At 61.9% G+C, this 22,011-nt stretch carries 21 protein-coding genes; 15 read left to right on the top strand and 6 right to left on the bottom strand.

Annotated features, from left to right (window positions below; translation table 11 throughout):
* Positions 1 to 17 precede the first annotated feature (17 nt).
* Positions 18 to 791 carry a gamma-glutamyl-gamma-aminobutyrate hydrolase family protein gene (locus GQ59_RS03255; RefSeq protein ID WP_037077298.1) on the bottom strand — a complete coding sequence of 258 codons (774 nt, stop codon included), beginning with the start codon at positions 789 to 791 and terminating at the stop codon, positions 18 to 20.
* A gap of 311 nt (positions 792 to 1,102) precedes the next feature.
* Here GQ59_RS03255 and GQ59_RS03250 point away from each other — a divergent pair, with 311 nt between their 5' ends.
* Entirely contained in the window at positions 1,103 to 2,209 is a 1,107-nt protein-coding gene (locus tag GQ59_RS03250; protein WP_037077296.1) for a TRAP transporter substrate-binding protein, read from the top strand.
* Between the two features lie 82 nt (positions 2,210 to 2,291).
* Here the strand turns inward: GQ59_RS03250 and GQ59_RS03245 are convergent, their stop codons facing one another.
* From GQ59_RS03245 to GQ59_RS03235, 3 genes are all read right to left on the bottom strand, one after another.
* Entirely contained in the window at positions 2,292 to 3,152 is an 861-nt protein-coding gene (locus GQ59_RS03245; protein ID WP_037077294.1) for an FkbM family methyltransferase, read from the bottom strand.
* 397 nt (positions 3,153 to 3,549) lie between these two features.
* Positions 3,550 to 5,052, bottom strand: a complete 1,503-nt coding sequence (locus GQ59_RS03240) for a TRAP transporter large permease (RefSeq protein ID WP_037077293.1) — start codon at positions 5,050 to 5,052, stop codon at positions 3,550 to 3,552.
* Between the two features lie 25 nt (positions 5,053 to 5,077).
* Complete coding sequence (locus GQ59_RS03235; RefSeq protein WP_037077292.1) at positions 5,078 to 5,617, bottom strand: TRAP transporter small permease subunit; 540 nt, start codon at positions 5,615 to 5,617, stop codon at positions 5,078 to 5,080.
* A 314-nt stretch (positions 5,618 to 5,931) separates the two neighbouring features.
* Here GQ59_RS03235 and GQ59_RS03230 point away from each other — a divergent pair, with 314 nt between their 5' ends.
* The 9 genes from GQ59_RS03230 (at position 5,932) to GQ59_RS03195 (ending at position 14,749) form a co-directional block, all read left to right on the top strand.
* On the top strand, positions 5,932 to 8,253 hold the full coding sequence (locus GQ59_RS03230; RefSeq protein ID WP_037078152.1) for a putative bifunctional diguanylate cyclase/phosphodiesterase: 2,322 nt from the start codon (positions 5,932 to 5,934) through the stop codon (positions 8,251 to 8,253).
* A gap of 168 nt (positions 8,254 to 8,421) precedes the next feature.
* A complete protein-coding gene (locus GQ59_RS03225) occupies positions 8,422 to 9,180 on the top strand; it encodes an N-acyl amino acid synthase FeeM domain-containing protein (protein WP_037077291.1) in 759 nt (252 codons plus the stop codon).
* Positions 9,181 to 9,291: 111 nt separating this feature from the next.
* Positions 9,292 to 9,594 (top strand): aa3-type cytochrome c oxidase subunit IV, encoded by a 303-nt coding sequence (locus GQ59_RS03220; protein WP_341872373.1) that lies wholly within the window; start codon positions 9,292 to 9,294, stop codon positions 9,592 to 9,594.
* An 86-nt stretch (positions 9,595 to 9,680) separates the two neighbouring features.
* Positions 9,681 to 10,967, top strand: coding sequence for a Re/Si-specific NAD(P)(+) transhydrogenase subunit alpha (locus GQ59_RS03215; protein ID WP_084682954.1), 1,287 nt, complete (start codon positions 9,681 to 9,683; stop codon positions 10,965 to 10,967).
* Positions 10,967 to 11,365: an NAD(P) transhydrogenase subunit alpha part 2 gene (locus GQ59_RS03210; RefSeq protein WP_037077287.1), complete on the top strand. Its 399-nt coding sequence runs from the start codon at positions 10,967 to 10,969 to the stop codon at positions 11,363 to 11,365. Before GQ59_RS03215 ends, GQ59_RS03210 begins: the two co-directional genes overlap by 1 nt.
* A 13-nt stretch (positions 11,366 to 11,378) precedes the next feature.
* Positions 11,379 to 12,779 carry an NAD(P)(+) transhydrogenase (Re/Si-specific) subunit beta gene (locus GQ59_RS03205; protein ID WP_037077286.1) on the top strand — a complete coding sequence of 467 codons (1,401 nt, stop codon included), beginning with the start codon at positions 11,379 to 11,381 and terminating at the stop codon, positions 12,777 to 12,779.
* Between the two features lie 98 nt (positions 12,780 to 12,877).
* Complete coding sequence (locus GQ59_RS32295; RefSeq protein ID WP_156376342.1) at positions 12,878 to 13,048, top strand: hypothetical protein; 171 nt, start codon at positions 12,878 to 12,880, stop codon at positions 13,046 to 13,048.
* Positions 13,049 to 13,058: 10 nt separating this feature from the next.
* Positions 13,059 to 14,024 (top strand): acetylxylan esterase, encoded by a 966-nt coding sequence (locus GQ59_RS03200; RefSeq protein WP_037077284.1) that lies wholly within the window; start codon positions 13,059 to 13,061, stop codon positions 14,022 to 14,024.
* Positions 14,021 to 14,749 carry an esterase family protein gene (locus GQ59_RS03195; RefSeq protein ID WP_037077282.1) on the top strand — a complete coding sequence of 243 codons (729 nt, stop codon included), beginning with the start codon at positions 14,021 to 14,023 and terminating at the stop codon, positions 14,747 to 14,749. Before GQ59_RS03200 ends, GQ59_RS03195 begins: the two co-directional genes overlap by 4 nt.
* 37 nt (positions 14,750 to 14,786) lie before the next feature.
* Here GQ59_RS03195 and GQ59_RS03190 read toward each other — a convergent pair whose 3' ends face one another.
* Both GQ59_RS03190 and rpsU read right to left on the bottom strand, forming a co-directional pair.
* Positions 14,787 to 15,674, bottom strand: a complete 888-nt coding sequence (locus GQ59_RS03190) for a tetratricopeptide repeat protein (RefSeq protein ID WP_152564199.1) — start codon at positions 15,672 to 15,674, stop codon at positions 14,787 to 14,789.
* A 120-nt stretch (positions 15,675 to 15,794) separates the two neighbouring features.
* On the bottom strand, positions 15,795 to 16,040 hold the full coding sequence (gene rpsU / locus GQ59_RS03185) for a 30S ribosomal protein S21 (RefSeq protein WP_037077280.1): 246 nt from the start codon (positions 16,038 to 16,040) through the stop codon (positions 15,795 to 15,797).
* Between the two features lie 465 nt (positions 16,041 to 16,505).
* Between rpsU and GQ59_RS03180 the strand changes: the two genes are divergently transcribed.
* The 5 genes from GQ59_RS03180 to GQ59_RS03160 all read left to right on the top strand — a co-directional run bounded on the left by GQ59_RS03180 (position 16,506) and on the right by GQ59_RS03160 (position 22,004).
* On the top strand, positions 16,506 to 17,759 hold the full coding sequence (locus GQ59_RS03180) for a sarcosine oxidase subunit beta family protein (protein WP_037077278.1): 1,254 nt from the start codon (positions 16,506 to 16,508) through the stop codon (positions 17,757 to 17,759).
* Positions 17,760 to 17,774: 15 nt separating this feature from the next.
* Positions 17,775 to 18,116, top strand: a complete 342-nt coding sequence (locus tag GQ59_RS03175) for a sarcosine oxidase subunit delta (protein ID WP_037077276.1) — start codon at positions 17,775 to 17,777, stop codon at positions 18,114 to 18,116.
* Positions 18,113 to 21,088, top strand: a complete 2,976-nt coding sequence (locus tag GQ59_RS03170; protein WP_037077275.1) for a sarcosine oxidase subunit alpha — start codon at positions 18,113 to 18,115, stop codon at positions 21,086 to 21,088. The genes GQ59_RS03175 and GQ59_RS03170 overlap by 4 nt, the downstream gene beginning before the upstream one ends.
* The gene (locus GQ59_RS03165; protein ID WP_037077273.1) at positions 21,081 to 21,629 is read left to right on the top strand and encodes a sarcosine oxidase subunit gamma; all 549 of its coding nucleotides are present in this window, start codon (positions 21,081 to 21,083) and stop codon (positions 21,627 to 21,629) included. Before GQ59_RS03170 ends, GQ59_RS03165 begins: the two co-directional genes overlap by 8 nt.
* 66 nt (positions 21,630 to 21,695) lie before the next feature.
* Positions 21,696 to 22,004: a hypothetical protein gene (locus GQ59_RS03160; protein ID WP_037077271.1), complete on the top strand. Its 309-nt coding sequence runs from the start codon at positions 21,696 to 21,698 to the stop codon at positions 22,002 to 22,004.
* The last annotated feature ends 7 nt before the right edge of the window (positions 22,005 to 22,011 follow it).

Genomic DNA, 22,011 nt, shown 5'->3' with positions numbered 1-22,011 from the left:
CTGCGACATTGCGAGCGTCAGGCGGCGACGTCGGTAATCGCCTTGCGGGCCGCATAGGCGCGGACCGCATCGCCGAAGGCCTGGAACAGCGCTCGTGACGGGGCATCGGTTTCCGCCCAGTATTCCGGATGCCATTGCACGCCGACGGCGAAGTTTTTGGCGTCGATGACCGAAACCGCCTCGATCGTGCCGTCTTCGGCCGTCGCTTCGACCTTCAGCCGAGGGGCGGTTTCGGCGATCGCCTGGCGATGCAGCGAGTTGACCTGGACCTCGCCTGTCAGGCCGAGATAGTTGGCGATGCAGGAGCCTTCCTCAATGAAGACCGGCTGACGGATCGCATACATGCCGTCGCGCTCCTTCACATCGGGTTTGCGGTGGTCCCAGATGCCCGGCTGCTCCTGGATTTCGCTCGCCAGCGTGCCGCCCAAGGCCACGTTCAGTTCCTGGATGCCGCGGCAGATGGCGAGCAGCGGAATGCCGCGATCGATCGCCCGGCGGATGAGGGGGAGAGAGGTCGCATCGCGGGCCGGGTCGAAGGGACCGTCGCCGTCGCTCGCTTGCTTGCCATAGAGGGACGGGTGAACATTGGTCGCCGAACCGGAAACCAGCACACCATCGACCCGGTCGAGGATGGCGTCGGTCTCGTTGCCCTCTTCGAAAGCCGGAATGATGAAGGTCATCACATCCGCCACTTTCAGCGCCGCCTGGACATACTGGTTCGGCGAGGCATGCCAGATCGCTCCATCCAGCGTGCGGATATCGGCGGGCAGGGCGACGATCGGTTTCGGCATCAGGCTCTCCAACGAGGCTTATCGCGTCTTTCTTCGTTGTGCCGCGGCACCGCGCTTCAAGTCAAGATCGAGGCCCGCTTCGGGGCAAGGCGCTGCCCAAAGAATGAGCATTGGCGCTTGAAATATCTTGTGAATCCAGTTTGGGCAGGACGCTACGAAAGTCTAAGGACAAAAGACGTTCCCGCATTAAGGAATATTAGCTCCGGCGCTTGCAACCCATAGGCCAAAATGTTTACCTCGCGGCAGGATCGGGGGAGTGGAACGGATAATTCCTACTAATCCTTACGGTTTGTCTTACTGGGAGGTATTTCATGGATCGTCGTTCATTCTTTAAAAAGGCTGCCGTCACCGGCGCCGGCGCAGCTGCCGCGACAGTTCTCGCCGCACCGGCCATCGCGCAGTCGAACCCGAAAATCACCTGGCGTCTGACGTCTTCATTCCCGAAGTCGCTGGACACCATCTATGGCGGCGCGGAAGACATCGCCAAGCATGTCGCCGCAGCAACCGACGGCAATTTCACCATTCAGCCGTTTGCCGCCGCTGAAATCGTGCCGGCCATGCAGGCAGCGGACGCCGTCAGCAATGCGACAGTCGAAATGTGCCACACCTGCTCCTACTACTATGTAGGCAAGGACCCGACATTCGCGATCGGCACCGCTATCCCCTTCGGCCTCAATGCCCGCCTGACGAACTCGTGGTTCTACGAAGGCAACGGCAACAAGCTGATGAACGAATTCTACGCCAAGCACGGTCTCTACGGCATGATCGCCGGCAATACCGGCGCGCAGATGGGCGGCTGGTTCCGCAAGGAAATCAACACGGTCGACGACTTCAAGGGCGTCAAGATGCGCATCGCCGGCATTGCCGGCAAGGTGCTGGAAAAGCTCGGTGCGGTGCCGCAGCAGATCGCCGGCGGCGACATCTATCCGGCGCTGGAAAAGGGCACCATCGACGCTGCGGAATGGGTCGGCCCCTATGACGATCACAAGCTCGGCTTCTACAAGGTCGCCAAGTACTACTACTATCCGGCCTTCTGGGAAGGCGGCCCGGTCATCCACGCGCTGATCAACCTCGACAAGTGGAATGCCCTGCCGAAGGCTTACCAGGCCGCTCTCACCGATGCCTGCGCCTTCGCCAATACCAGCATGATGGCGAAATACGACGCGAAGAACCCGACGGCGATCAAGCAGATCGTCTCGCAGGGCACCACCCTTCGCCCGTTCAGCCAGGAAATCCTCGAAGCCTGCTACAAGGCATCCCTCGAGGTCTACAAGGACATCTCGGCTTCGAACGAGACGTTCAAGAAGATCTACGAAGACCAGGTCGCCTTCAAGAAGGAAGGTTACCTCTGGATGCAGCTGTCGGAATACACGTTCGATACGTTCATGATGATCCAGCAGCGCAGCGGCAAGCTCTGATCCCAGATCAGGCCAGTCTCATTTCAGGAACCCCGGATCGAAAGGTCCGGGGTTTTTGTTGGGCCGATGCCGGGGGGAAGCGTCAAGCCGAGGAGGTGGAGCTCGAAGGGCGGTTCGTGAAGCGGCTGAAGATTTCCTGGGAGGGAAAAGCCAGGATGTTTTCGTAGGTCCGCGCCTCGGGGCGGTCGAACCGTTTGAGAACCGGCGCGCCGCCATGGCGGAAATTCCATTTCAGTTTTTCCAGCGTTGAAGCCGATGCAGGCGCATATTCCAGGTCGTAGAATTGATAGTCCGGCAGGCAGATGGAGAGCTTGCCTAACTCATCAGGCCCTGCCAGATGGCCATGAAACTTGAAGGACACGATAGGCCGGTTGACGGCGATGGTGGCACGAAGTCCTTTCAGAACCCGCAGCTTGAACCGCTCGACATCGACCTTGATGAAATCGACCCTGGTTATTCCGAGCTGGTTGACGAGTTTGTCGGCTTCAAACACCGGCACGTGCAGGATACGACTACGGCCCGATGGCGGGTCATCCTCCGCAAAGCCGCTGGCGCCCAGGTCACCCGCGAGGTTTTCGCGGAACGTCAGCGTGTCGTTGCAATCGCTGAGAGCCGCCTGGTGCAGCCGGATGTTATCGAGCCGGTTGGAGCGAATGTTGTCGGTCAACCGCCTGAAAACTTCGGGGTGCGGTTCGAAGCAATGGATCTCGGCGAAGTCTCGATTGAGGTGAATGGCGTAGTTGCCGATATTGGCGCCGATATCGAGCGCCACGGCGCCACGCTCGAAACGGCCATGGAGGAATTCCAGAAACCGTCCTTCAAAACAGCCCTCGACGAAGATAGCCTCGTCTATGCTTTGTGCGGGATCGAGTTTGAAGATGTACCCCCGGTCGGTGCGGTGAATGAAGACATACCTCTCTCTCGCAAGCCGTCTGCGCCGCAACGGCTCCACTATGGTCCGACCGATCGACCTTCGCACAACGTACATAGCATTCGGCAATACGTGGCTTATCTGCATGTCAGGCCCCGAGCGCTTCAGCTAAACCGGTTTGGGGACGAGCGACGTCGACGTCGTGCCGTCAGTCAAACTTTATAGGGTCGGCGGGCCGCTTAGTATGGCTACCAAAGTGTTAACTGCGCCGGGATATGGCGCCGGACCTCGATCCGCATACGACTATTGCGGTAGAGGTACAGCCAAAAGACAGGTTGGAAATGGAGGGGGTTCCGGGCTGGCCGAACGTCGCCGGGCTCCATCGCCGGGCAGAAACAGCGAAGGAGGACAGAGCGCCAACTCTGTCCTCCTTGAGATATGTCCCGATCAAGGGTGAACGGAGCCGCCCTTAGGGGTTGATCTTCGGTGGCTCGCCGAAGTTCGGCATGCCGGGCAGGCCCTGCTGTCCCGGCTGGGCCGGGGCGCCGTCCATCGGGGGCAGGCCGAAATTCGGCATCTGGTTGCCGCCGCCGTTGCCGAAGCCGGGGATCTCGATCTTGATCGTGTTGAGATCGACGTCCGGCGCCTTGTCCAGCCAGTAGGTGACGGACTCGGGCCAGAAGATCACGATGGCGACGAGAACCAGCTGCATGCAGAGCCACGGAATGGCGCCGAGATAGATATCCTTCGTCTTGACCGATTTCGGCGCGATCGAGCGCAGGTAGAAGAGCGCAAAGCCGAAGGGCGGGTGCATGAAGCTGGTCTGCATGTTGATGCACAGCAGCACGCCGAACCAGATCAGGTCGATGCCGAGAGCGCTCGCGACCGGCGCCAGCATCGGGATGACGATGAAGGCGATCTCGAAGAAATCGAGGAAGAAGGCGAGGAAGAAGATGAAGATGTTGACGAAGATCAGGAAGCCGAGCGCGCCGCCGGGAACGTGCGACAGGAGATGCTCGATCCACAGGCCGCCGTCCATGCCCTGGAAGACCAGGCTGAAGCAGGTGGCACCGACCAGGATAAAGACGACCATGGAGGTGATCGTCATCGTCGAATGCATGCCCTGACGCAGCAGGTCCCAGGTGAGGCGGCGGTGCATCGCGGCGATCGCCATGGCGCCGACGACGCCGAGCGCGCCTGCTTCCGTCGGGGTCGCGAGGCCCATGAAAATGGTGCCGAGCACCAGGAAGATCAGCACGATCGACGGGACCATGCCCCAGAGGACCTTCATGACCAGGGCCATGTTCATTTCGCCCCGCGCTTCCGGCGGCAGCGGCGGAACGTCCTTCGGCCGGAAGATCGACAGGCCGAGGATGAACAGCATGAAGATCGTCACCTGCAGGATCGAAGGTCCGATCGCGCCGAGATACATGTCGCCGACGGAACGGCCGAGCTGGTCGGCCAGCACGATCAGGACGAGCGAGGGCGGGATGACCTGGGTGATCGTGCCCGAGGCGGCGATGACGCCGGTCGCAAGCCGCGAATTGTAGCCGTATTTGAGCATGATCGGCAGCGAGATCACGCCCATGGTGATGACCGACGCGGCGACCGTGCCGGTGATCGCGCCGAGGATGGCGCCGACGACGATAACCGCATAGGCGAGGCCGCCGGGTACGGCGCCGAACAGCTTGCCGGTTCCTTCGAGCAGATCTTCGGCCAGGCCGCAGCGCTCGAGGATCGCTCCCATGAAGGTGAAGAAGGGAATGGCGAGCAACAGGTCGTTGGAGACGATGCCGAAAATGCGGAACGGCAGCGCCTGCATGAAGGCGAACTCGAAATGGCCGGTGGCGATGCCCAGAAGACCGAAGAAAAGGCCGACGGCCGAGAGCGAGAAGGCGACCGGGAAGCCGTAAAGCATGAAGATGATCATGCCGAGGAACATTGCCGGCGGCATTATACCGTATTGGAACATGAGCGGTTATCCCCCGAAAATGGTGTTATTGCAGCGGCTTTTCGTAGGTCGTATCGACCTGGAGGACGCCCAAAAGACCGGCGATACGCTTTACCAGTTCGGAAAACCCCTGCAGCGCCAGGAGGCTGAAACCTGCGACGATGATGAGTTTCACCGGCCAGCGGATAAGGCCGCCGGCGTTCGAGGACACTTCGCCCTGCGCATAGGAGAGGGCGAAGAACGGCCAGGCAAGCCAGGCGAGATAGATGCAGGCCGGAATGAGGAAGACGATCAGGCCGATCGTATCGATCCACAGGCGGGCGCGATCGGAAACGGCCCCGTAGATGAGATCGACGCGCACATGCTCGTTCAGCCTCAGGGTGTGGGAAGCCCCCAGAAGCACGATGAAGCCGAAGAGATACCACTGGATTTCAAGCCAGCCGTTCGAGCTGTAGTTGAAGAGGTAGCGGATGAGTGCATTGCCGGCGCTGATAAGGGTGCAGGCGAGAACGAGATAGCCGGAAAATTTGCCAATAATTTCGCTGAGGCGGTCGATGAGACCGCTGATCTTCAACAGTGCAGCCATGGTTTCCCCAATTCAACGGGTCTCTCTTATCCCGCCCGCCCTGGCATGGCGATGTAAACCAAGGTCTAATAAAATGAAAGTCCTAAAAGCCTGGGTTTTCGTCTACAAAAAGCAGGGATCGAAAGGCGTTGCGCAAACCGGGAAGAGGTTGCGCCTCTGCCGAAGGTTGCGTGGTCGAAATTTTAGCTATCCTGTTGTCAATTTATTCAGCAAGCTATCAAGAACCCCCCAATGAAAGGGGGGCTTCGGCCCGCGGACAAGCAAATTTTAAAGGGTTTCCCGCAGTGTCGACCGGAAGACAAGGGATGAACCCGATGAAAGAGACAGAAGCGAAGACGCTGTCGACGGATGTGTATCTGTCGTTCGTCACGTCGCTATTTGGAAATCGCGGCACACTATGGACCGGCGTGGTTGTTCACGTCCTGTGGTGCCTGCTCGTTTTCCATTATAGCGGTGCGCAATTCTATCTCCTGTTCGCCGGCGGCTTCGCGGCGGTCTTTGCCTATCGCATGTACTGGTTCCAGCGGTTCGACAAGGTCGACAAGGGGGCGCTCACCTATGACGGCATCGCCGCCTGGGAGCAGCAATATGTGATCGGCGCGTTCCTCGCAGCCTTCCTGCTCGGCATCGCCAGCGGCTACGCTCTGCTCGTGCTCGAAAACCCGTTCGTCGGCTTCACCTGCATCGCCATGACGCTCGGCTCGATGATGTCGATCGTCGGCCGCAATTACGGCTCGCGCATCGCCGTCGATCTCCAGACGCTCGGCTGCTGCGGCCCGATCCTGATCGCCTGCCTGTTCACCGAGGATCTGCATCTGGCGCTGATGTCGCTGCTGCTCATCCCCTTCGGCCTGACCACGAGGTCGATGGCCAACGGCGTGCGCGAATTCCTTTATGAAAACGTCATCGCGTCGCGGAAGATGGCGATCATTGCCGGCCGCTTCGATATCGCCTTGAAGACTATTTCGCACGGCCTGGTGATGCTCGACGGCGAAGGCAAGATCCAGGTGATCAACCGCCGTGCCCGCGATCTGCTCGGCCTCGACAAGAAGAGCGATCTCAAGGACCGCGATTTCGCCGCCGTGCTCTGCGAGGACGCGGAGAATGCGCCCGAGACCATCCTGCGCCAGCTTTCCAAACTGGCCGACGGCTCGCTCGAACGCGCGCTCTTCAAGTTCAAGGACGACCGCCATCTCGAATTCTCGGTCAGCCCGCGCACCGACGGCGGTGTCGTGCTGATCTTCGAAGACGTCACCGCCCGTCTCGCAGCCGAGGAAAAGGTGCTGCACATGGTTCGGTTCGACGCCTTGACCGGCCTGCCGAACCGCGGCCACTTCGCGGATCTTGCGACCAGGAAGCTGAAGCGGCGGGGCGAAGCCCTGGCGGCGCTCGCGATGTTCGACGTGGACGGGTTCAAGCATGTCAACGACCTGCGCGGCCATGTGGTCGGCGACCGGCTGCTTGCGGCGATCTCGGCAAGGCTTTCGGCGCTGAAGACCGACGGCCTGCTGGCGGGCCGTCTGGTCGGCGACGAATTCGTCGTGCTTTTGACCGGCGGCGACGACAGTTGCGAGCTGGAGCGTCAGGTCCGCCGCATCCATGCCGAGATCCAGGGCGACTATTACGTCGACGGGCTTCGCCTTCCCGTTTCGATGAACAGCGGCTGCGTCATCCTGCCGTCGCAGGACTTCGACATGGAAAACTGGCAGATCAAGGCGGACCTTGCCCTCAACCATGCGAAATCCACCGGCAACGGCACGCTGACGGTGTTCCTTTCGGAAATGGACGCCCAGTATATCGACGAGCAGAAGCTCCGCGTCGACCTTCGCCAGGCGATCGAGAACCATGGCCTGCATGTCGTCTACCAGCCGATGTATCGCCCCGACGGTTCCGGCATCGAATGCAGCGAGGCGCTCGTGCGCTGGCGCCATCCGGAGCGCGGCATGGTGGGGCCGAACGTCTTCATCCCCATGGCCGAGGACATGGGGCTCGTCTCGCATATCACCCATCTGGTGCTCGACCAGGCCTGCCGCGACTGCGCGACCTGGCCGGAGCCGATGGCAGTTTCCATCAACCTCTCGATCCAGGACCTGCGCAACGACGATATCGTCGGTTATGTTGCGGACGTGCTGAAGCGCTATTCGCTTGACCCGTCGCGGCTGCATCTCGAGGTTACCGAAAGCTGCTTCATGGACGAGCCGGTGGCGGTCAGCGCCATTCTTAACCAGTTCCGCGTGACCGGGGTGACGATCGCGATCGACGATTTTGGCACCGGCTTCTCGAGCCTCAGCTATCTGGATTCCCTGCCGCTCGACGTGGTCAAGATCGACCGGGCGTTCATCCGCAACATCGCCGAGGACCAGCGCAAGCTGAAGCTCCTGCGCGGCATCGTGCATCTGTCCCGCGAACTCGGCCTCAAGATCGTCGTCGAAGGCGTGGAGACCAAGGAACAGCTCGCGCTGATCAACCGCCATCGGTTCTCGGATCTGGTCCAGGGTTACGTGTTCTCGATGCCGGTCGCTTCCGAAAAAATCATCGAACTGGCGGCCGAGGCTGCTCCCGCGGCCAAGCTCTCCTCGATCCGGCGTGGTGCCAAAAATGCACAGGCCTCGCCTCTTCGGGCCGCAGCGCGCTAAATCCCGCCTGAAATCAGAACAGTGTTAACGGTTTGATACGCTCGCGAGCGGTCTTTAACCGTTTGTTAACCATAATGTTTAGAATTTTATTCAATTTGCGGTCCTTTCATTGCGGGCTATGGGTCTTTTAGGGTTAATCCATGGTTAAAGCACATGGAACAGACCCAAATGCCCCTAGGCCAAACCTTTTCTGACGGAAACTTTTCAGCCAAGCTTCTCTCCACACTCGACCATGTCGAATACCGGCGGATCGAAAGCAACGAAGATTTCGAGGATATCGCCAGGCTGCGATACAGGGCCTACAAGACTCATAACGTGCTGCCGGTCGCGGCGACCAAGCTCATCGACGAGATCGATTTCGATAAAAATGCGCATGTCTTCGGCGTCTATTACGACGAGGAACTGGTCAGCACGATCCGCCTCCACCACGTCACGCCGGAGCACAGGGTCTGCCAGTCGATCAGCATTTTCCCCGAGGCGGTGAACGGCCTCCTGGACGCCGGAATGACGCTGATCGACTCGGCCCGTTTTGCGATCGCCCCGGAATATGCCAGTGAACTTTCGGCCATGCCCTACCTGACGGTGCGGCTGACGCCTGTCGCGGCGATCTATTTCGACGCGGACCGTGTGCTGCAGCCGATCCGTCCGGCGCATGCGGCATTTTATCGCCGGTTCTTCTATGCCCAGCCGGTGGTGCCGCCCCGGCGGATCCCGCAATACGATTTCGATCTGATGCTGCTCGCATCGCAGACCCGCGAATTGCGCTCCAAGATGATGAAGCGCTTCCCGGCGTTTCAGTCGGAGGCCTATGAACGCCGCCTGCTGTTTGCGCGCTCCTCCAATTTCGACACCGCGCCGCTCACCATCCTGCCGACGGCCCGCATCGCCGGGCGGCCGAATTCCCCCGAAATGTCCTATCTGACCTGAAGCGCCGACGTTTCGGCGTACCGGAAGCCATTGTGGCGGCATTGCGCTTTCCCATGGCTTTGTGTAAGGCCTGAAGTGACCTCCATCGTGCCGAACAATGCATGATTCCGGATGTCGACAAGGGTTTTCCTGCAGGCGCCGACACTTCGATCGAGCGGGCGCGTGCGGCTGATGAAGGAGACGGGACTGATGGACAATCACCATAGCGGGCCGGTGGAAACGGGTGCTCCCATGGATTATGCGGAACACGACAGGACCTACAACGCCTTCCTCGCCGGTGCGAAATGGGGCACGATGGTCATCGTCGTCCTGATGATCGCCATGGCTGCCGGTTTCTTCGCTGGAGCGGGCTTCATCGGCAGCCTGCTCGTCTTCATCATTCTCAATATAGCCGGCGTTTTCCTGCTGCGTTGATCCGGTTCGGCCAATCCGGCCACCGGCTTTGAGGCAGGGCGGAATATTTCGCCCGCCTTGCGATATCGACTGGGAGGAGACAGTCTTTGCCGAAGATCGTATTTGTATGCCGTGAAGGTTCTGACGAACCGCGCGTCGCCGCTTCGCCCGAGAGCGTCAAGCGGCTTACAGGTCTAGGGCTCGCGGTCGTCATCGAGAGCGGTGCCGGCCTCGCCTCTGGTGTTCGCGATGCGGATTTCGAAGCCACCGGTGCCCGCATTGCCGGCGCCGGAGAGGTGGGGACGGCCGATATCATTCTAAGGGTCAACCGTCCGACGGCGGCGGAGATGGCGTCCTACAAGGCGGGCGCCGTGGTGTTCGCGGTCATGGACCCCTATGGCAATGAGGCGGCGCTTGCGGACATGGCGAAAGCCGGGCTCACCACCTTTGCCATGGAACTGATGCCGCGCATCACCCGCGCCCAGTCGATGGACGTGCTGTCCTCCCAGGCGAACCTTGCCGGATATCGCGCCGTCATCGACGCATCCCATGAATACGGCCGCGCCATGCCGATGATGATGACTGCCGCCGGCACCGTTCCCGCCGCAAAAGTCTTCGTCATGGGCGCCGGCGTCGCCGGCCTGCAGGCGATCGCCACGGCCCGCCGTCTCGGCGCCGTCGTGTCGGCCACCGACGTTCGCCCCGCCGCCAAGGAACAGGTCGCCTCGCTCGGCGCCAAGTTCATCGCGGTCGAGGACGAGGAATTCAAGGCGGCCGAAACCACCGCCGGTTACGCCAAGCCGATGTCGGCCGAATATCAGGCCAAGCAGGCGGCCCTGGTCGCCGAGCACATCGCCAAACAGGACATCGTCATCACCACCGCGCTGATCCCTGGCCGGCCTGCGCCGAAGCTGGTGTCGCGCGCCATGCTGGCGTCGATGAAGCCGGGTTCTGTGGCGGTAGACCTCGCGGTAGAGCGCGGCGGCAATATCGAAGGCTCGGAAAAGGGCAAGGTCGCCGATGTCGAGGGCGTGACGGTGATCGGCTATGCCAATGTCGCCGGCCGTATCGCTGCCTCCGCTTCGGCGCTTTATGCCCGCAACCTGTTCGCCTTCATCGAGACCATGGTCGACAAGACCACCAAGGAATTTGCGGTCAATACCGAGGACGAACTCGTCAAGGCGACCATGCTGACCCATGGCGGCCAGGTCGTGCATCCAAACTTCGCCGCGGCTGCAGCCGCGTTTGTCATCGAAACTCCGGCTGCTGCGCCAGTCGCAACGGTTGACCCGGTCGTGACCACGGCAGACGCCAAACCGGTGCGCGCTCGCAAAAAGCCTGCCGTCGCTGACGCCGAGAACGCCGGGGATGCCACAGCCGAGGAGAAGCTTTGATGGCCAGTGAAGCAATGGACAAGGCGCTGGAGCAGCTCGACCAGGCCGTCAGCGCCGTGATGACCGCAGCCGCCCAGGCGCCGGAAGTGGCGAGTGCGGCAACCGGCGGGGCGATCGATCCCTTTGTGTTTCGGTTGGCGATCTTCGTGCTGTCGATCTTCGTCGGCTATTACGTCGTCTGGTCGGTGACGCCGGCGCTGCATACGCCGCTGATGGCGGTTACCAACGCGATCTCCTCGGTCATCGTCGTCGGCGCGCTGCTTGCGGTCGGCGTCTCGGCGAGCGGGTTTGCGACCGGCTTCGGTTTCGTCGCGCTTGTGCTCGTCTCGGTGAACATCTTCGGCGGCTTCCTGGTGACCAGCCGGATGCTCGCCATGTACAAGAAAAAAGATCGCTGAGGGTTCGGATACCATGTCGCAGAGCCTCGCAGCTTTCCTCTATCTCGTGTCCGGCGTGCTGTTCATCATGGCGCTCCGGGGGCTTTCCCACCCGACGACCAGCCGCAAGGGCAATGTCTACGGCATGGTCGGCATGGGTATCGCCATCGTCACCACCCTGCTGCTCGCCACACCCACCTTCGGCGGCTTCATCCTGATCGTTCTGGCACTCAGCATCGGCGGCGGGGCAGGGGCCTATATCGCCCGCACCATTCCGATGACGGCGATGCCGCAGCTCGTCGCCGGCTTCCACTCGCTGGTCGGCTTTGCCGCCGTGATGGTGGCGGCGGCGGCACTTTATGCCCCCGATTCCTTCGGCATCGGCGCGATCGGCCATATCCATGGCCAGGCGCTGATCGAACTGGCGCTTGGTGCTGCGATCGGCGCGATTACCTTTACCGGCTCGGTTATCGCCTTCCTGAAGCTCGACGGGCGGATGTCCGGCAAGCCGATCATGCTGCCCTACCGGCACTTCATCAATATCGGCCTGCTGGTGCTGGTCGTCGTCTTCATCTTCGGCCTGGTGCAGACCGAGAGCCATTTCGACTTCTGGCTCGTCGTGGTGCTGGCGCTGGCGCTCGGCGTGCTGCTGATCGTGCCGATCGGCGGCGCCGACATGCCGGTTGTCGTGTCGATGCTGAATTCCTATTCCGGTTGGGCGGCCGCCGGCATCGGGTTTACGCTCGGCAATCTGGCGCTGATCATCACCGGCGCGCTGGTCGGCTCCTCGGGTGCGATCCTCTCCTACATCATGTGCAAGGGCATGAACCGCTCCTTCATCTCGGTCATCCTGGGCGGCTTCGGCGGCGAGACGGCGTCTGCCGCCGGCGACGACGGCGTGCAGCGGACGGTGAAGCAGGGCTCGGCTGACGACGCGGCCTTCCTGATGCAGAACGCCGAGAAGGTGATCATCGTGCCGGGTTATGGCATGGCTGTCGCTCAGGCCCAGCATGCGCTGCGAGAACTCGCCGATACGCTGAAAAGCCACGGCGTCGAGGTCAAGTACGCGATCCATCCGGTCGCCGGCCGCATGCCTGGCCACATGAACGTGCTGCTTGCCGAAGCCAACGTCCCCTATGACGAGGTCTTCGAGCTGGAAGACATCAATGCGGAGTTTGCGCAAGCCGACGTCGCCTATGTCATCGGCGCCAATGACGTCACCAATCCGGCGGCCCGCGACGACAAGACCTCGCCGATCTACGGCATGCCGATCCTCGACGTCGACAAGGCCAAGACCTGCCTGTTCGTCAAGCGCTCGCTCGGCTCGGGCTATGCCGGCATCGACAACACGCTGTTCTACAAGGATGGTACGATGATGCTGCTCGGCGACGCCAAGAAGATGACCGAGGACATCGTCAAGGCGATGAAGCATTGAGTGCTTAGCGGATAGTGAGCAGTGAATAGAAGCCCGGCAATGCCGGGCTTTTTTGTGAAGACGCTTCGTGCGAGATTGGAAGGGAGCAGGAGGCCAGAATGGTGAAGATTGCCGATCAGACACGCGCAGCCGAAGAGCTTTCTCAGCGGGAATCGCAGCAGCCTCTCTCCCAGGTTTCCCGTGAAGAGGTTTTCACGCGATTGGAAAAATTCCGTGGCCGGCTTCCTGACGATTTTGTCTTCGACCGGGATGATGCGAATTGCCGGTAATTTTTCGAGCATGACCATCCCCACCAGTCACCCTTTCGATTTCGATCCCACCTATGGCATGGGGCTGAAAGAGCTTCAGGCCGTGGTGCCGCCTCCGGCGCCGCAGGGTTTCTATACGTTCTGGAAGGACCGCTACCGGCGGGCGATGACCGTCGATCCGGAGCCGGGCCTGCGCAAGAGCGGGCTCGACCATCCGAAATGGCATGTCTTCGACATTGCCTATATGTCCACCGGCCGGTTTCCGATCGGCGGCTGGCTTCTTTTGCCGCGGGAGGGGAAGATCAGGCGCGGGCTCGTCGTCGGCCATGGATATGGCGGGCGCGATGCGCCGGATCTCGATATTCCGGTCGAAGAAAGCGCCGTCCTGTTTCCCTGCTTCCGCGGCATGTCCCGCAGCAGCCGCCCGCCGATCTCGCCGGACTCCCATTGGCATGTTCTGCACGATATCGACAAGCCGGACCGCTACATCATCGGAGGTTGCGTCGACGACCTGTGGGTCGCGGTCAGCATGCTGATTGCCCTCTATCCCTGGCTGTCCGGCCATATCGGCTACAGCGGCATCAGCTTCGGCGGCGGCATCGGCGGGCTTGCCATCCCCTTCGACAGCCGGATCGACCGCGGGCATCTGTCGCTGCCGACCTTCGGGCACCAGGAATTGCGGCTGAAGCTGAAAAGCATCGGCAGCGCTGCCTCCGTCCAGGCCTATCAGGCGAAATACGGCAATGCGTTGAAGACGCTGCGCCTTCATGATTCGGCGGTGGCGGCGAGCCGCATCACGGTGCCGATGTTGACGAGCGTCGCGCTGTTCGATCCCGCGGTTGCGCCGCCCTGCCAGTTCGCCGTCGCCAACGCAATTCCGAAATCAAAATTTAATGAAATCTTCATCCTGGACGCCGGACATTTCGATTATCCTGGTAGCGTGTTGCAAGAGGCGGCCCTTCGCGAGAGGGTCGGACAGTTTTTCAAGGTGTCATGAACCGCGAATATCTGCGCTGGTACAGCCAGCGGCTCCATCGAGACATGGAACTCCTGGTGTTCGGCCATGCCGGCGCCAAGGTGCTGATGTTCCCGACCCGCGAGGGGCGTTTCTGGGAATATGAAGAGCTTGGCATCGTCGGAAGCCTCGCCGACAAGGTCCGCGCCGGCCAGCTGCAGCTCTATTGCGTCGACGGACTGGCGGCCGAGACCTTTTACGACGCAAACCAGCATCCCTCGGTGCGGATCCGCAGGCACGCGGCATTCGAGGATTATATCCTCAACGAGGTCCTGCCGCTGATGGCTAGCCGAAACGGACATGACTGCACGATCGTGCAGGGCTGCAGCCTCGGTGCCTTCCAGGCGGCCAGCATCGCCTTTCGCCATCCGCATTTGTTCCGCAAGCTCGTCGCGTTTTCGGGACGTTATGATCTGACGCTAAAGGTCGAAGCGTTCGGCGACCTGCTCGACGGATACTACGACGATACCGTCTATTTCCACACCCCGTCGCATTTCCTGCCCGGGATCAGCAGCGGATGGCAGCTCGAAAGGCTGCGGCAGGTGGAGATCGTGCTGACGATCGGCGATGCCGACCCGTTCCTCGATAACAACCAGCATCTCAGCCAGGTTCTCTCCGAAAAGGGTGTCGGGCATCGCATGCATGTCTGGAACGGCCGCGCGCACCGGGCCGGTGCCTGGCGCAAGATGGCGGCGCTTTATATCTGAGGCAGAGCGAAAATCAGCTCGGCCGACAGGCGGGATATCAGGTGCTGGCGCGGGTGCGGGCTGCGCCGTCCTGGGCCGGCTTGTAGTTCGGGTCGAGACGCATGGCGTGCGAATAGGACTTGTAGGCGCGCGCCTTGTCACCGCGGCGCTCATAGACCAGTGCCTGATTCGCCCAGGATTCGGCGAGCTTGTCGTTGAGCTCGATCGCGCGGTTGAAGTCGGCAAACGCGTTGTCGTCGTCGTTCAAGGCGACATAGGAAATGCCGCGGCCGTTATAGGGCTCCGGCGAATTCGCCGACAGCGAGATGGCTTTCGAGAAATCGTCGATCGCCTGGGCGTGCTGGCCGCGCAGCTGGTAGATCAGGCCGCGATTGTGCCAGGCGCGGCCGTCGGTGGTTTCCAGCTGGATCGCCTTGTTGAAGTCGTTGAAGGCTTCGTTGGTACGGCCGGCCTGGCGATAGATATTGCCGCGGCCGATATAGGCGACGTCGTAGTTCGGGTTGATCTGCAGCGAGCGGTTATAGTCGTTGGCCGCTTCGACGGGCTTGCCCATGTTGCGGTAGACCAGGGCGCGGTTGGCATAGGCCTGGTAGAACTGCGGATTGAGCTGTATGGCGCGGTTGAAATCCTCCAGCGCCTTCGAAAACTCGCCGGCGCGTCCGTAGGCGGTACCACGGACGTTGTAGGCTTCCGGATCCTGCGGGCTGGAACTGATGACGGAAGAGAGCGAGGCGATGTTCTCTTGGGACCCCTGGGCGCGATCGACGGTGATCATGTCGGTCGAGGTCGTGGTCGAGCAGCCGGCGAGCGCCAGAAGGGCGATCAGTGCGGCAGGTAACGCTGTTTTGCGACGGACGGGAGAAACATGGTTCAAGAGGCCGGAAATTTCGGTTCCACGATAGAGAACGGTGTTTTTGGCGGCCATCAGGCGCATTTCCTCATGTCGGGGCAAAGGCATTGGAAGTCTCGGACCAAATCAAAAGAGCGGCGGCGCCCATGTCGCCACCGCCCTGAGAGCACATGAAAACGTCCAAAAAACGGCCGATCAACGAGCCGGGCGTGCTGGAACCGTACGAGCCGGAGCTGCAATCAGGCCTTCGCGCTGCATGCGCTTGCGGGCCAGCTTGCGAACGCGACGAACAGCCTCTGCCTTTTCACGGGCACGCTTCTGCGACGGCTTCTCGTAATAATCGCGCATCTTCATTTCACGGAAAATGCCTTCGCGCTGCATCTTCTTCTTGAGAGCGCGGAGCGCCTGGTCGACGTTGTTGTCGCGGACTAGTACCTGCACGTGAATCCCGTTCCTTTGGTTTGTTGCTCGCCTGGATCGGTACGATTCGAGGCGAAAGAATAACGTCCGCCCGGCCTGGAGCCGTGCGATTGATGAGGGCAAATAGCAGAAGAGATGTGCAAAGTCCAGACGCATTAAGGTTGATTGCGCCAATTCGGCCGCCTTTTGCGGGGCTGCATGAATGGGAAGAGCCTGTCGCGGCCGATGATCCGAATGCCACCCAGCCGGAGGCGACTGATCCGGTGGTTGTCCGGGCCGGTTTCGCAAGATCTCGGCCGGGCGCCGCAGCCTCCGGCACTTCGGTTGGATATCCTCCAATCGGTGGACGATCTTGCCCGTGTCGATGGAGAAGGCGAATGCGTCGCAATAGAGCCATTGCGACGCATATTGATTTGCGATGGGTATGGCACTACCCAAATGCCGGCCCTGCGATTAGGGCTGACGATCCGAGGAGTTCGAGGCCAGATGCGCAGATATTCGGTTTTCGCCGTGGCCCGCGAGGCGATGCGTGCCCACAAGGGCTGGGAAGCGCAATGGACCTCGCCGGAGCCACGCAGCGCATACGACGTGATCATCGTCGGCGCCGGCGGGCATGGCCTGGGCGCTGCCTATTACCTGGCCAAGGAACACGGCATCACCAATGTCGCGGTGATCGAAAAGGGCTGGCTCGGCGGCGGCAATACCGGCCGCAACACGACGATCATCCGCTCCAACTATCTCTATGAAGAGAGCATGGACATCTACGAGCATTCGCTGAAGCTCTGGGAGGGGCTGAGCCAGGATCTCAACTACAATGTCATGTATTCGCCGCGCGGCGTGATGATGCTGTCGCACAACACCCACGACATGCAGAGCTTCAAGCGGCATATCAATGCGAACCGGCTCTACGGCATCGACAACGAATGGCTGACGCCGGAACAGGCCAAGGCCTATGTGCCGCCGCTCGATATTGCCAAGACGGCGCGTTACCCGATCAACGGCGCCGCGCTGCAGCGGCGCGGCGGCACGGCCCGCCACGATGCGGTCGCCTGGGGTTATGCGCGCGCGGCTTCGGATCGCGGCGTTCACATCATCCAGAATTGCGAAGTGACCGGCATCCGTCGCGGCCCGAACGGCCAGGTCCTGGGCGTCGAGACGAGCAAGGGCTTTATCGGGGCGAAGAAGATCGGCGTCTCGGCCGCCGGGCATTCCTCCGTCGTGATGGAGATGGCGGGCGTCAGGGTGCCGCTCCATTCAACTCCGCTGCAGGCGCTGGTCTCGGAGCCGCTGAAGCCGATCTTCCCCTGCGTCGTCATGTCGAACACGGTGCATGCCTATATCTCGCAGTCGGACAAGGGCGAACTCGTCATCGGCGCGGGCACCGACCAGTACAATTCCTATTCCCAGACGGGCGGGCTGCAGATCATCACCCACACGCTCGACGCCATCTGCGAGCTGTTCCCGATCTTCCGGCGGGTGAAGATGATGCGCCAGTGGGGCGGCATTACCGACAACACGCCGGACCGTTCGCCGATCCAGGGCGTCACGCCGGTGCCGGGCCTGTTCGTCAATTGCGGCTGGGGCACCGGCGGCTTCAAGGCGACGCCGGGTTCGGCCAATCTCTTCGCGCATCTCATCGCCAAGGGCGAGCCACACCGGCTGGCGGCAGGGCTGACGCTCGACCGGTTCCGGACGGGACGGCTGATCGACGAGGCGGCGGCTGCCGCCGTCGCGCATTAATACAGGGACATCAAGATGCTGCTGATCCATTGCCCCTATTGCGAGGAAGACCGCTCGGAACTGGAATTCCGCTGGGCCGGCGAGGCGCATATTGCGCGGCCGGAGAACATCTCAGCGATTTCGGACGAGGAATTCGCGGAATATTTCTTCCTGCGCAACAACGAAAAAGGCCTCACCTATGAACGCTGGCGGCATATCCACGGCTGCGGCCGGTTTTTCAATGCGGCGCGCGACACGGTGAGCGACAGGTTCCTGACGACCTACAAGGCGGGAATGCCGAAGCAGCTGCTCCCCGAAACCGGGGCCTCCGAAAAGACCGTTGAGACCTATGAAGCGACCGAAGGAGACGCACGATGAGCGCTTCCTCCAATTCAGGCACCTTCCGCATCAAGGGTGCGGGCCGGTTGACGCCCGCCCGCACGGCGCGTTTCACCTTCGACGGCAAGAGTTATACGGCGCTGGAAGGCGATACGGTTGCCTCGGCGCTCCTGGCGCATGGCGTGCATCTGCTTGGCCGCTCGTTCAAATATCATCGGCCGCGCGGCATCTTGTCTGCCGGTCCGGAAGAACCAAACGCGCTGATCGACGTATCGCGCGATGCGGCACGGCGTCAGCCGAACGTGCGGGCGACAGTGCAGGAAGTCTTCGACGGGGCGAAGATCGCCTCGCAGAACCGCTGGCCGTCGCTGAAGTTCGATGTCGGAGCGGTCAACAATCTGTTCTCGCCGTTCTTTGCGGCCGGCTTCTACTACAAGACCTTCATGTGGCCGCGCGAGGCCTGGGTGAAGATCTACGAACCCTTCATCCGACGGGCGGCCGGCCTCGGCGTCGCGCCGACGGAAGAGGATCCCGATCACTATGCCAACCGCTACGCCCATTGCGACGTGCTGATCGCCGGCGCCGGCGTTGCCGGTTTGACGGCGGCGCTTTCGGCGGCTGCGACGGGGCAAAGCGTTTTCCTGGTCGACGAACAGCCGGAAGTCGGCGGCGCGCTGCATTACGACGCGGCGACCACGATCGACGGGCAGAACGGTTACGACTGGGCGCAGGCGACGGCGGCAAAGCTGAAGGCCATGCCGAACGTGACGGTGCTGACCCGCACGACGGTGTTCGGTTATTACAATCATGGGTTCCTCGGCCTCGCGGAGCGGGTGACCGACCATGTCGCCAAGCCCGGCAAGGACCTGCCGCGCGAGCGGCTATGGCAGGTGCGGGCGAAAAAAGTGGTGCTGGCGACCGGTTCGATCGAGCGGCACATGGTGTTTGCCAATAACGACCGCCCGGGCATCATGCTGGCGTCTGCTGCACGCACCTTCCTCAACCATCACGGCGTCGCGGTCGGCAGACAGGTCGGCGTCTATACGGCGCATGATTCGGCCTACGAGGCCGCCTTCGACCTGAAGCGGGCGGGCGTCTCGATCGCGGCGATCGTCGATTGCCGTGCCGATCCCGGCGAGGCACTGCTGGCGGAAGCCCGTCGGCTCGGCATATCCGTGCTCAGCGGCCATTCGGTAACCGATACCGGCGGCCGGCTGCGGATTTCCTCGATGACCGTGGCGCGCAACGGCGGCGGCGATGCCCGCAGAATAGCTGTCGATGCGCTGATCGTTTCGGCCGGCTGGACGCCTTCTGTGCACCTGTTTTCGCAGTCGCGCGGAAAACTGCGGTTCGACGACGTCAACCAGCGTTTCCTGCCGAATATCTATGCGCAGGATTGCGTTTCCGTCGGCTCCTGCAACGGCACGGACGATCTGGCCGAACTGATCGACGAGGCGATTGCGGCAGGCGGCGGTTCGGTCGGGCTGTCCGGAGAGAACCGGTTCGAATGGACGGGCGGCATGATCGGTGCGGCGGAAGGCGCGGGGCCGGATACGACGGTAAAAGCCTTTGTCGATTTCCAGCATGACGTGACCGCCAAGGACATCCGCCTTGCGGTGCGCGAAGGCATGCATTCGATCGAGCATATCAAGCGCTTTACCACCAACGGTATGGCGTCGGACCAGGGCAAGCTTTCCAACATGCACGGCCTCGCCATCGCCGCCGAAATGCTCGACCGGCCGATCCCGCAGGTGGGGCTGACGACATTCCGGGCGCCCTATACGCCGGTTACCTACGGCACGCTGGTCGGCCATTCGCGCGGAGAACTCTTCGATCCGGCGCGCAAGACGCCGATGCACGCGCTCGAAACTGCCGAGGGCGCCGAGTTCGAGGATGTCGGCAACTGGAAGCGCGCCTGGTATTACCCGAAGCGCGGCGAGGACATGCTGGCCGCCGTCAACCGTGAGTGCCGGACGGTGCGCGAAGTGGCGGGCGTGTTCAACGGTTCGACGCTCGGCAAGATCGAGGTGGTCGGTCCCGATGCGGCGCAGTTCCTCAATCTCCTCTATACGAATGCCTGGGACAACCTGAAGCCCGGCAAGAGCCGCTACGGGATCATGACCCGCGAGGATGGTTTCGTTTATGACGACGGCGTCGTCGGCCGGCTTGCCGAAGACCGCTTCCATGTGACGACCACGACCGGCGGCGCGCCGCGCGTGCTGCATCACATGGAAGACTATCTGCAGACGGAATTTCCGCATCTTCGGGTATGGCTGACCTCGACCACCGAGCAATGGGCCGTCATCGCCGTGCAGGGGCCGAAGGCGCGGGAGATCATCCAGCCCTTCGTCGAGGGCGTCGATATTTCCAACGAGGCGTTTCCGCATATGAGCGTGGCGGAATGCAGCGTGATGGGCGTGCCGGCGCGACTCTTCCGCGTCTCGTTCACCGGCGAACTGGGTTACGAAATCAACGTGCCCGCCGACTACGGCCCGGCCGTCTGGAAGGCAATCTGGGAGCGAGCCGAGCCGATGGGCGCCTGCCTCTACGGCACCGAGACCATGCACGTGCTGCGCGCCGAAAAAGGCTATATCATCGTCGGACAGGATACGGACGGCACGGTGACGCCGCACGATGCGGGGCTTGGCTGGGCGGTGTCTTCCAAGAAGCCGGATTTCGTCGGTATTCGCGGGCTGAAGCGGCCGGACCTGGTGCGCGAGGGGCGCAAGCAGCTCGTCGGGCTGTTGACCAAGGACCCGTCGCTGGTGCTGGAGGAGGGCGGCCAGATCGTCGCCGATCCCAACCAGGCCAAGCCGATGACCATGCTCGGCCATGTGACCTCCGCCTACTGGTCGGAGAATTGCGGTCGCTCGATCGCGCTGGCGCTGGTCGCCGGCGGAAGGGCGCGGATCGGCGAGACGCTCCATGTGCCGCTGAAAGACAGGACGATCGAAGTGGAAGTGACCGACATGGTGTTCTTCGACAAGGATGGAGGCCGCATCCATGGCTGATCTGGCAAACCGCACTTCGCCTCTTTCCGGCTTCCACGGCGGTTCGTCGACCGTCCGTCTCGAAGCCGCACCGCCCGCCGAGCGCATTTCGCTGCGCGCCAGGGCCGAGGATGTCGCGGCGCTCTCTTCGGCGCTCGGCGTCGATCTGCCGGTCAGGCCGAAAGCCTCGGCATCCGCTCATGGCCGCTCGGCGCTGTGGCTCGGGCCGGACGAATGGCTGGTAATCGCGGAGGCGAACGGCGGGCTGATGCAGGCCGCGAAGAATTCCGGCGCGCTGCATTCGGCAACGGATGTTTCCCACCGCAACACGGCGATCCTGGTGTCTGGCCCTGGCGCTGCGGCGGCGATCAATGCCGGCTGCCCGCAGGATCTGTCGTTGAAGGTCTTCCCGGTCGGCGCCTGCTCGCGGACCATTCTGGGCAAGGTCGAGATCGTGCTGCTGCGGACCGTGGAGGACGCGTTCCGCGTGGAGGTCTGGCGGTCGTTTTCGGACTATGCTTTCGGCCTGTTGGCAGAAGGCGCGCAGGACGCGGCCGTCTAAGACAATAGCCTCACTTGACTTGCTCTTACAGAACCTCACTCTTCTCATGAGAATGGGGAGGATGTCATGGGACAATTCACACTGATGGCAATTGCCGTCGTTGCGGCGGTGATCGGCGGGGCGATTGCCGCAAAGCTTTCCGGAATCGAGATCTGGAAAGGTGCCCTGATCGGCGCCTGCGCGTCGGTCGCGGGAGCGATCGCCTTCTTGGTGCCGGGGATCGACCGGGGCCTCTCGATCCCGATCGCCGGATTGATCGGGGCCGGCATTTCCGGCGCGGGCTTCGGCCTGACGCCGACCCGCACCGCCTACATCACGATCGGCGCGGCGCTGTTGCCGCTCATCGGTTTCGTGCTGATGGAAATGGGAGCTTAGGCAGCGG

The organism is Neorhizobium vignae (assembly GCF_000732195.1).
GTDB classification, from domain to species: domain Bacteria; phylum Pseudomonadota; class Alphaproteobacteria; order Rhizobiales; family Rhizobiaceae; genus Neorhizobium; species Neorhizobium vignae.
Note: the sequence above shows the minus strand (reverse complement) of the source record. Positions and strands in the feature narration are given on the sequence as shown.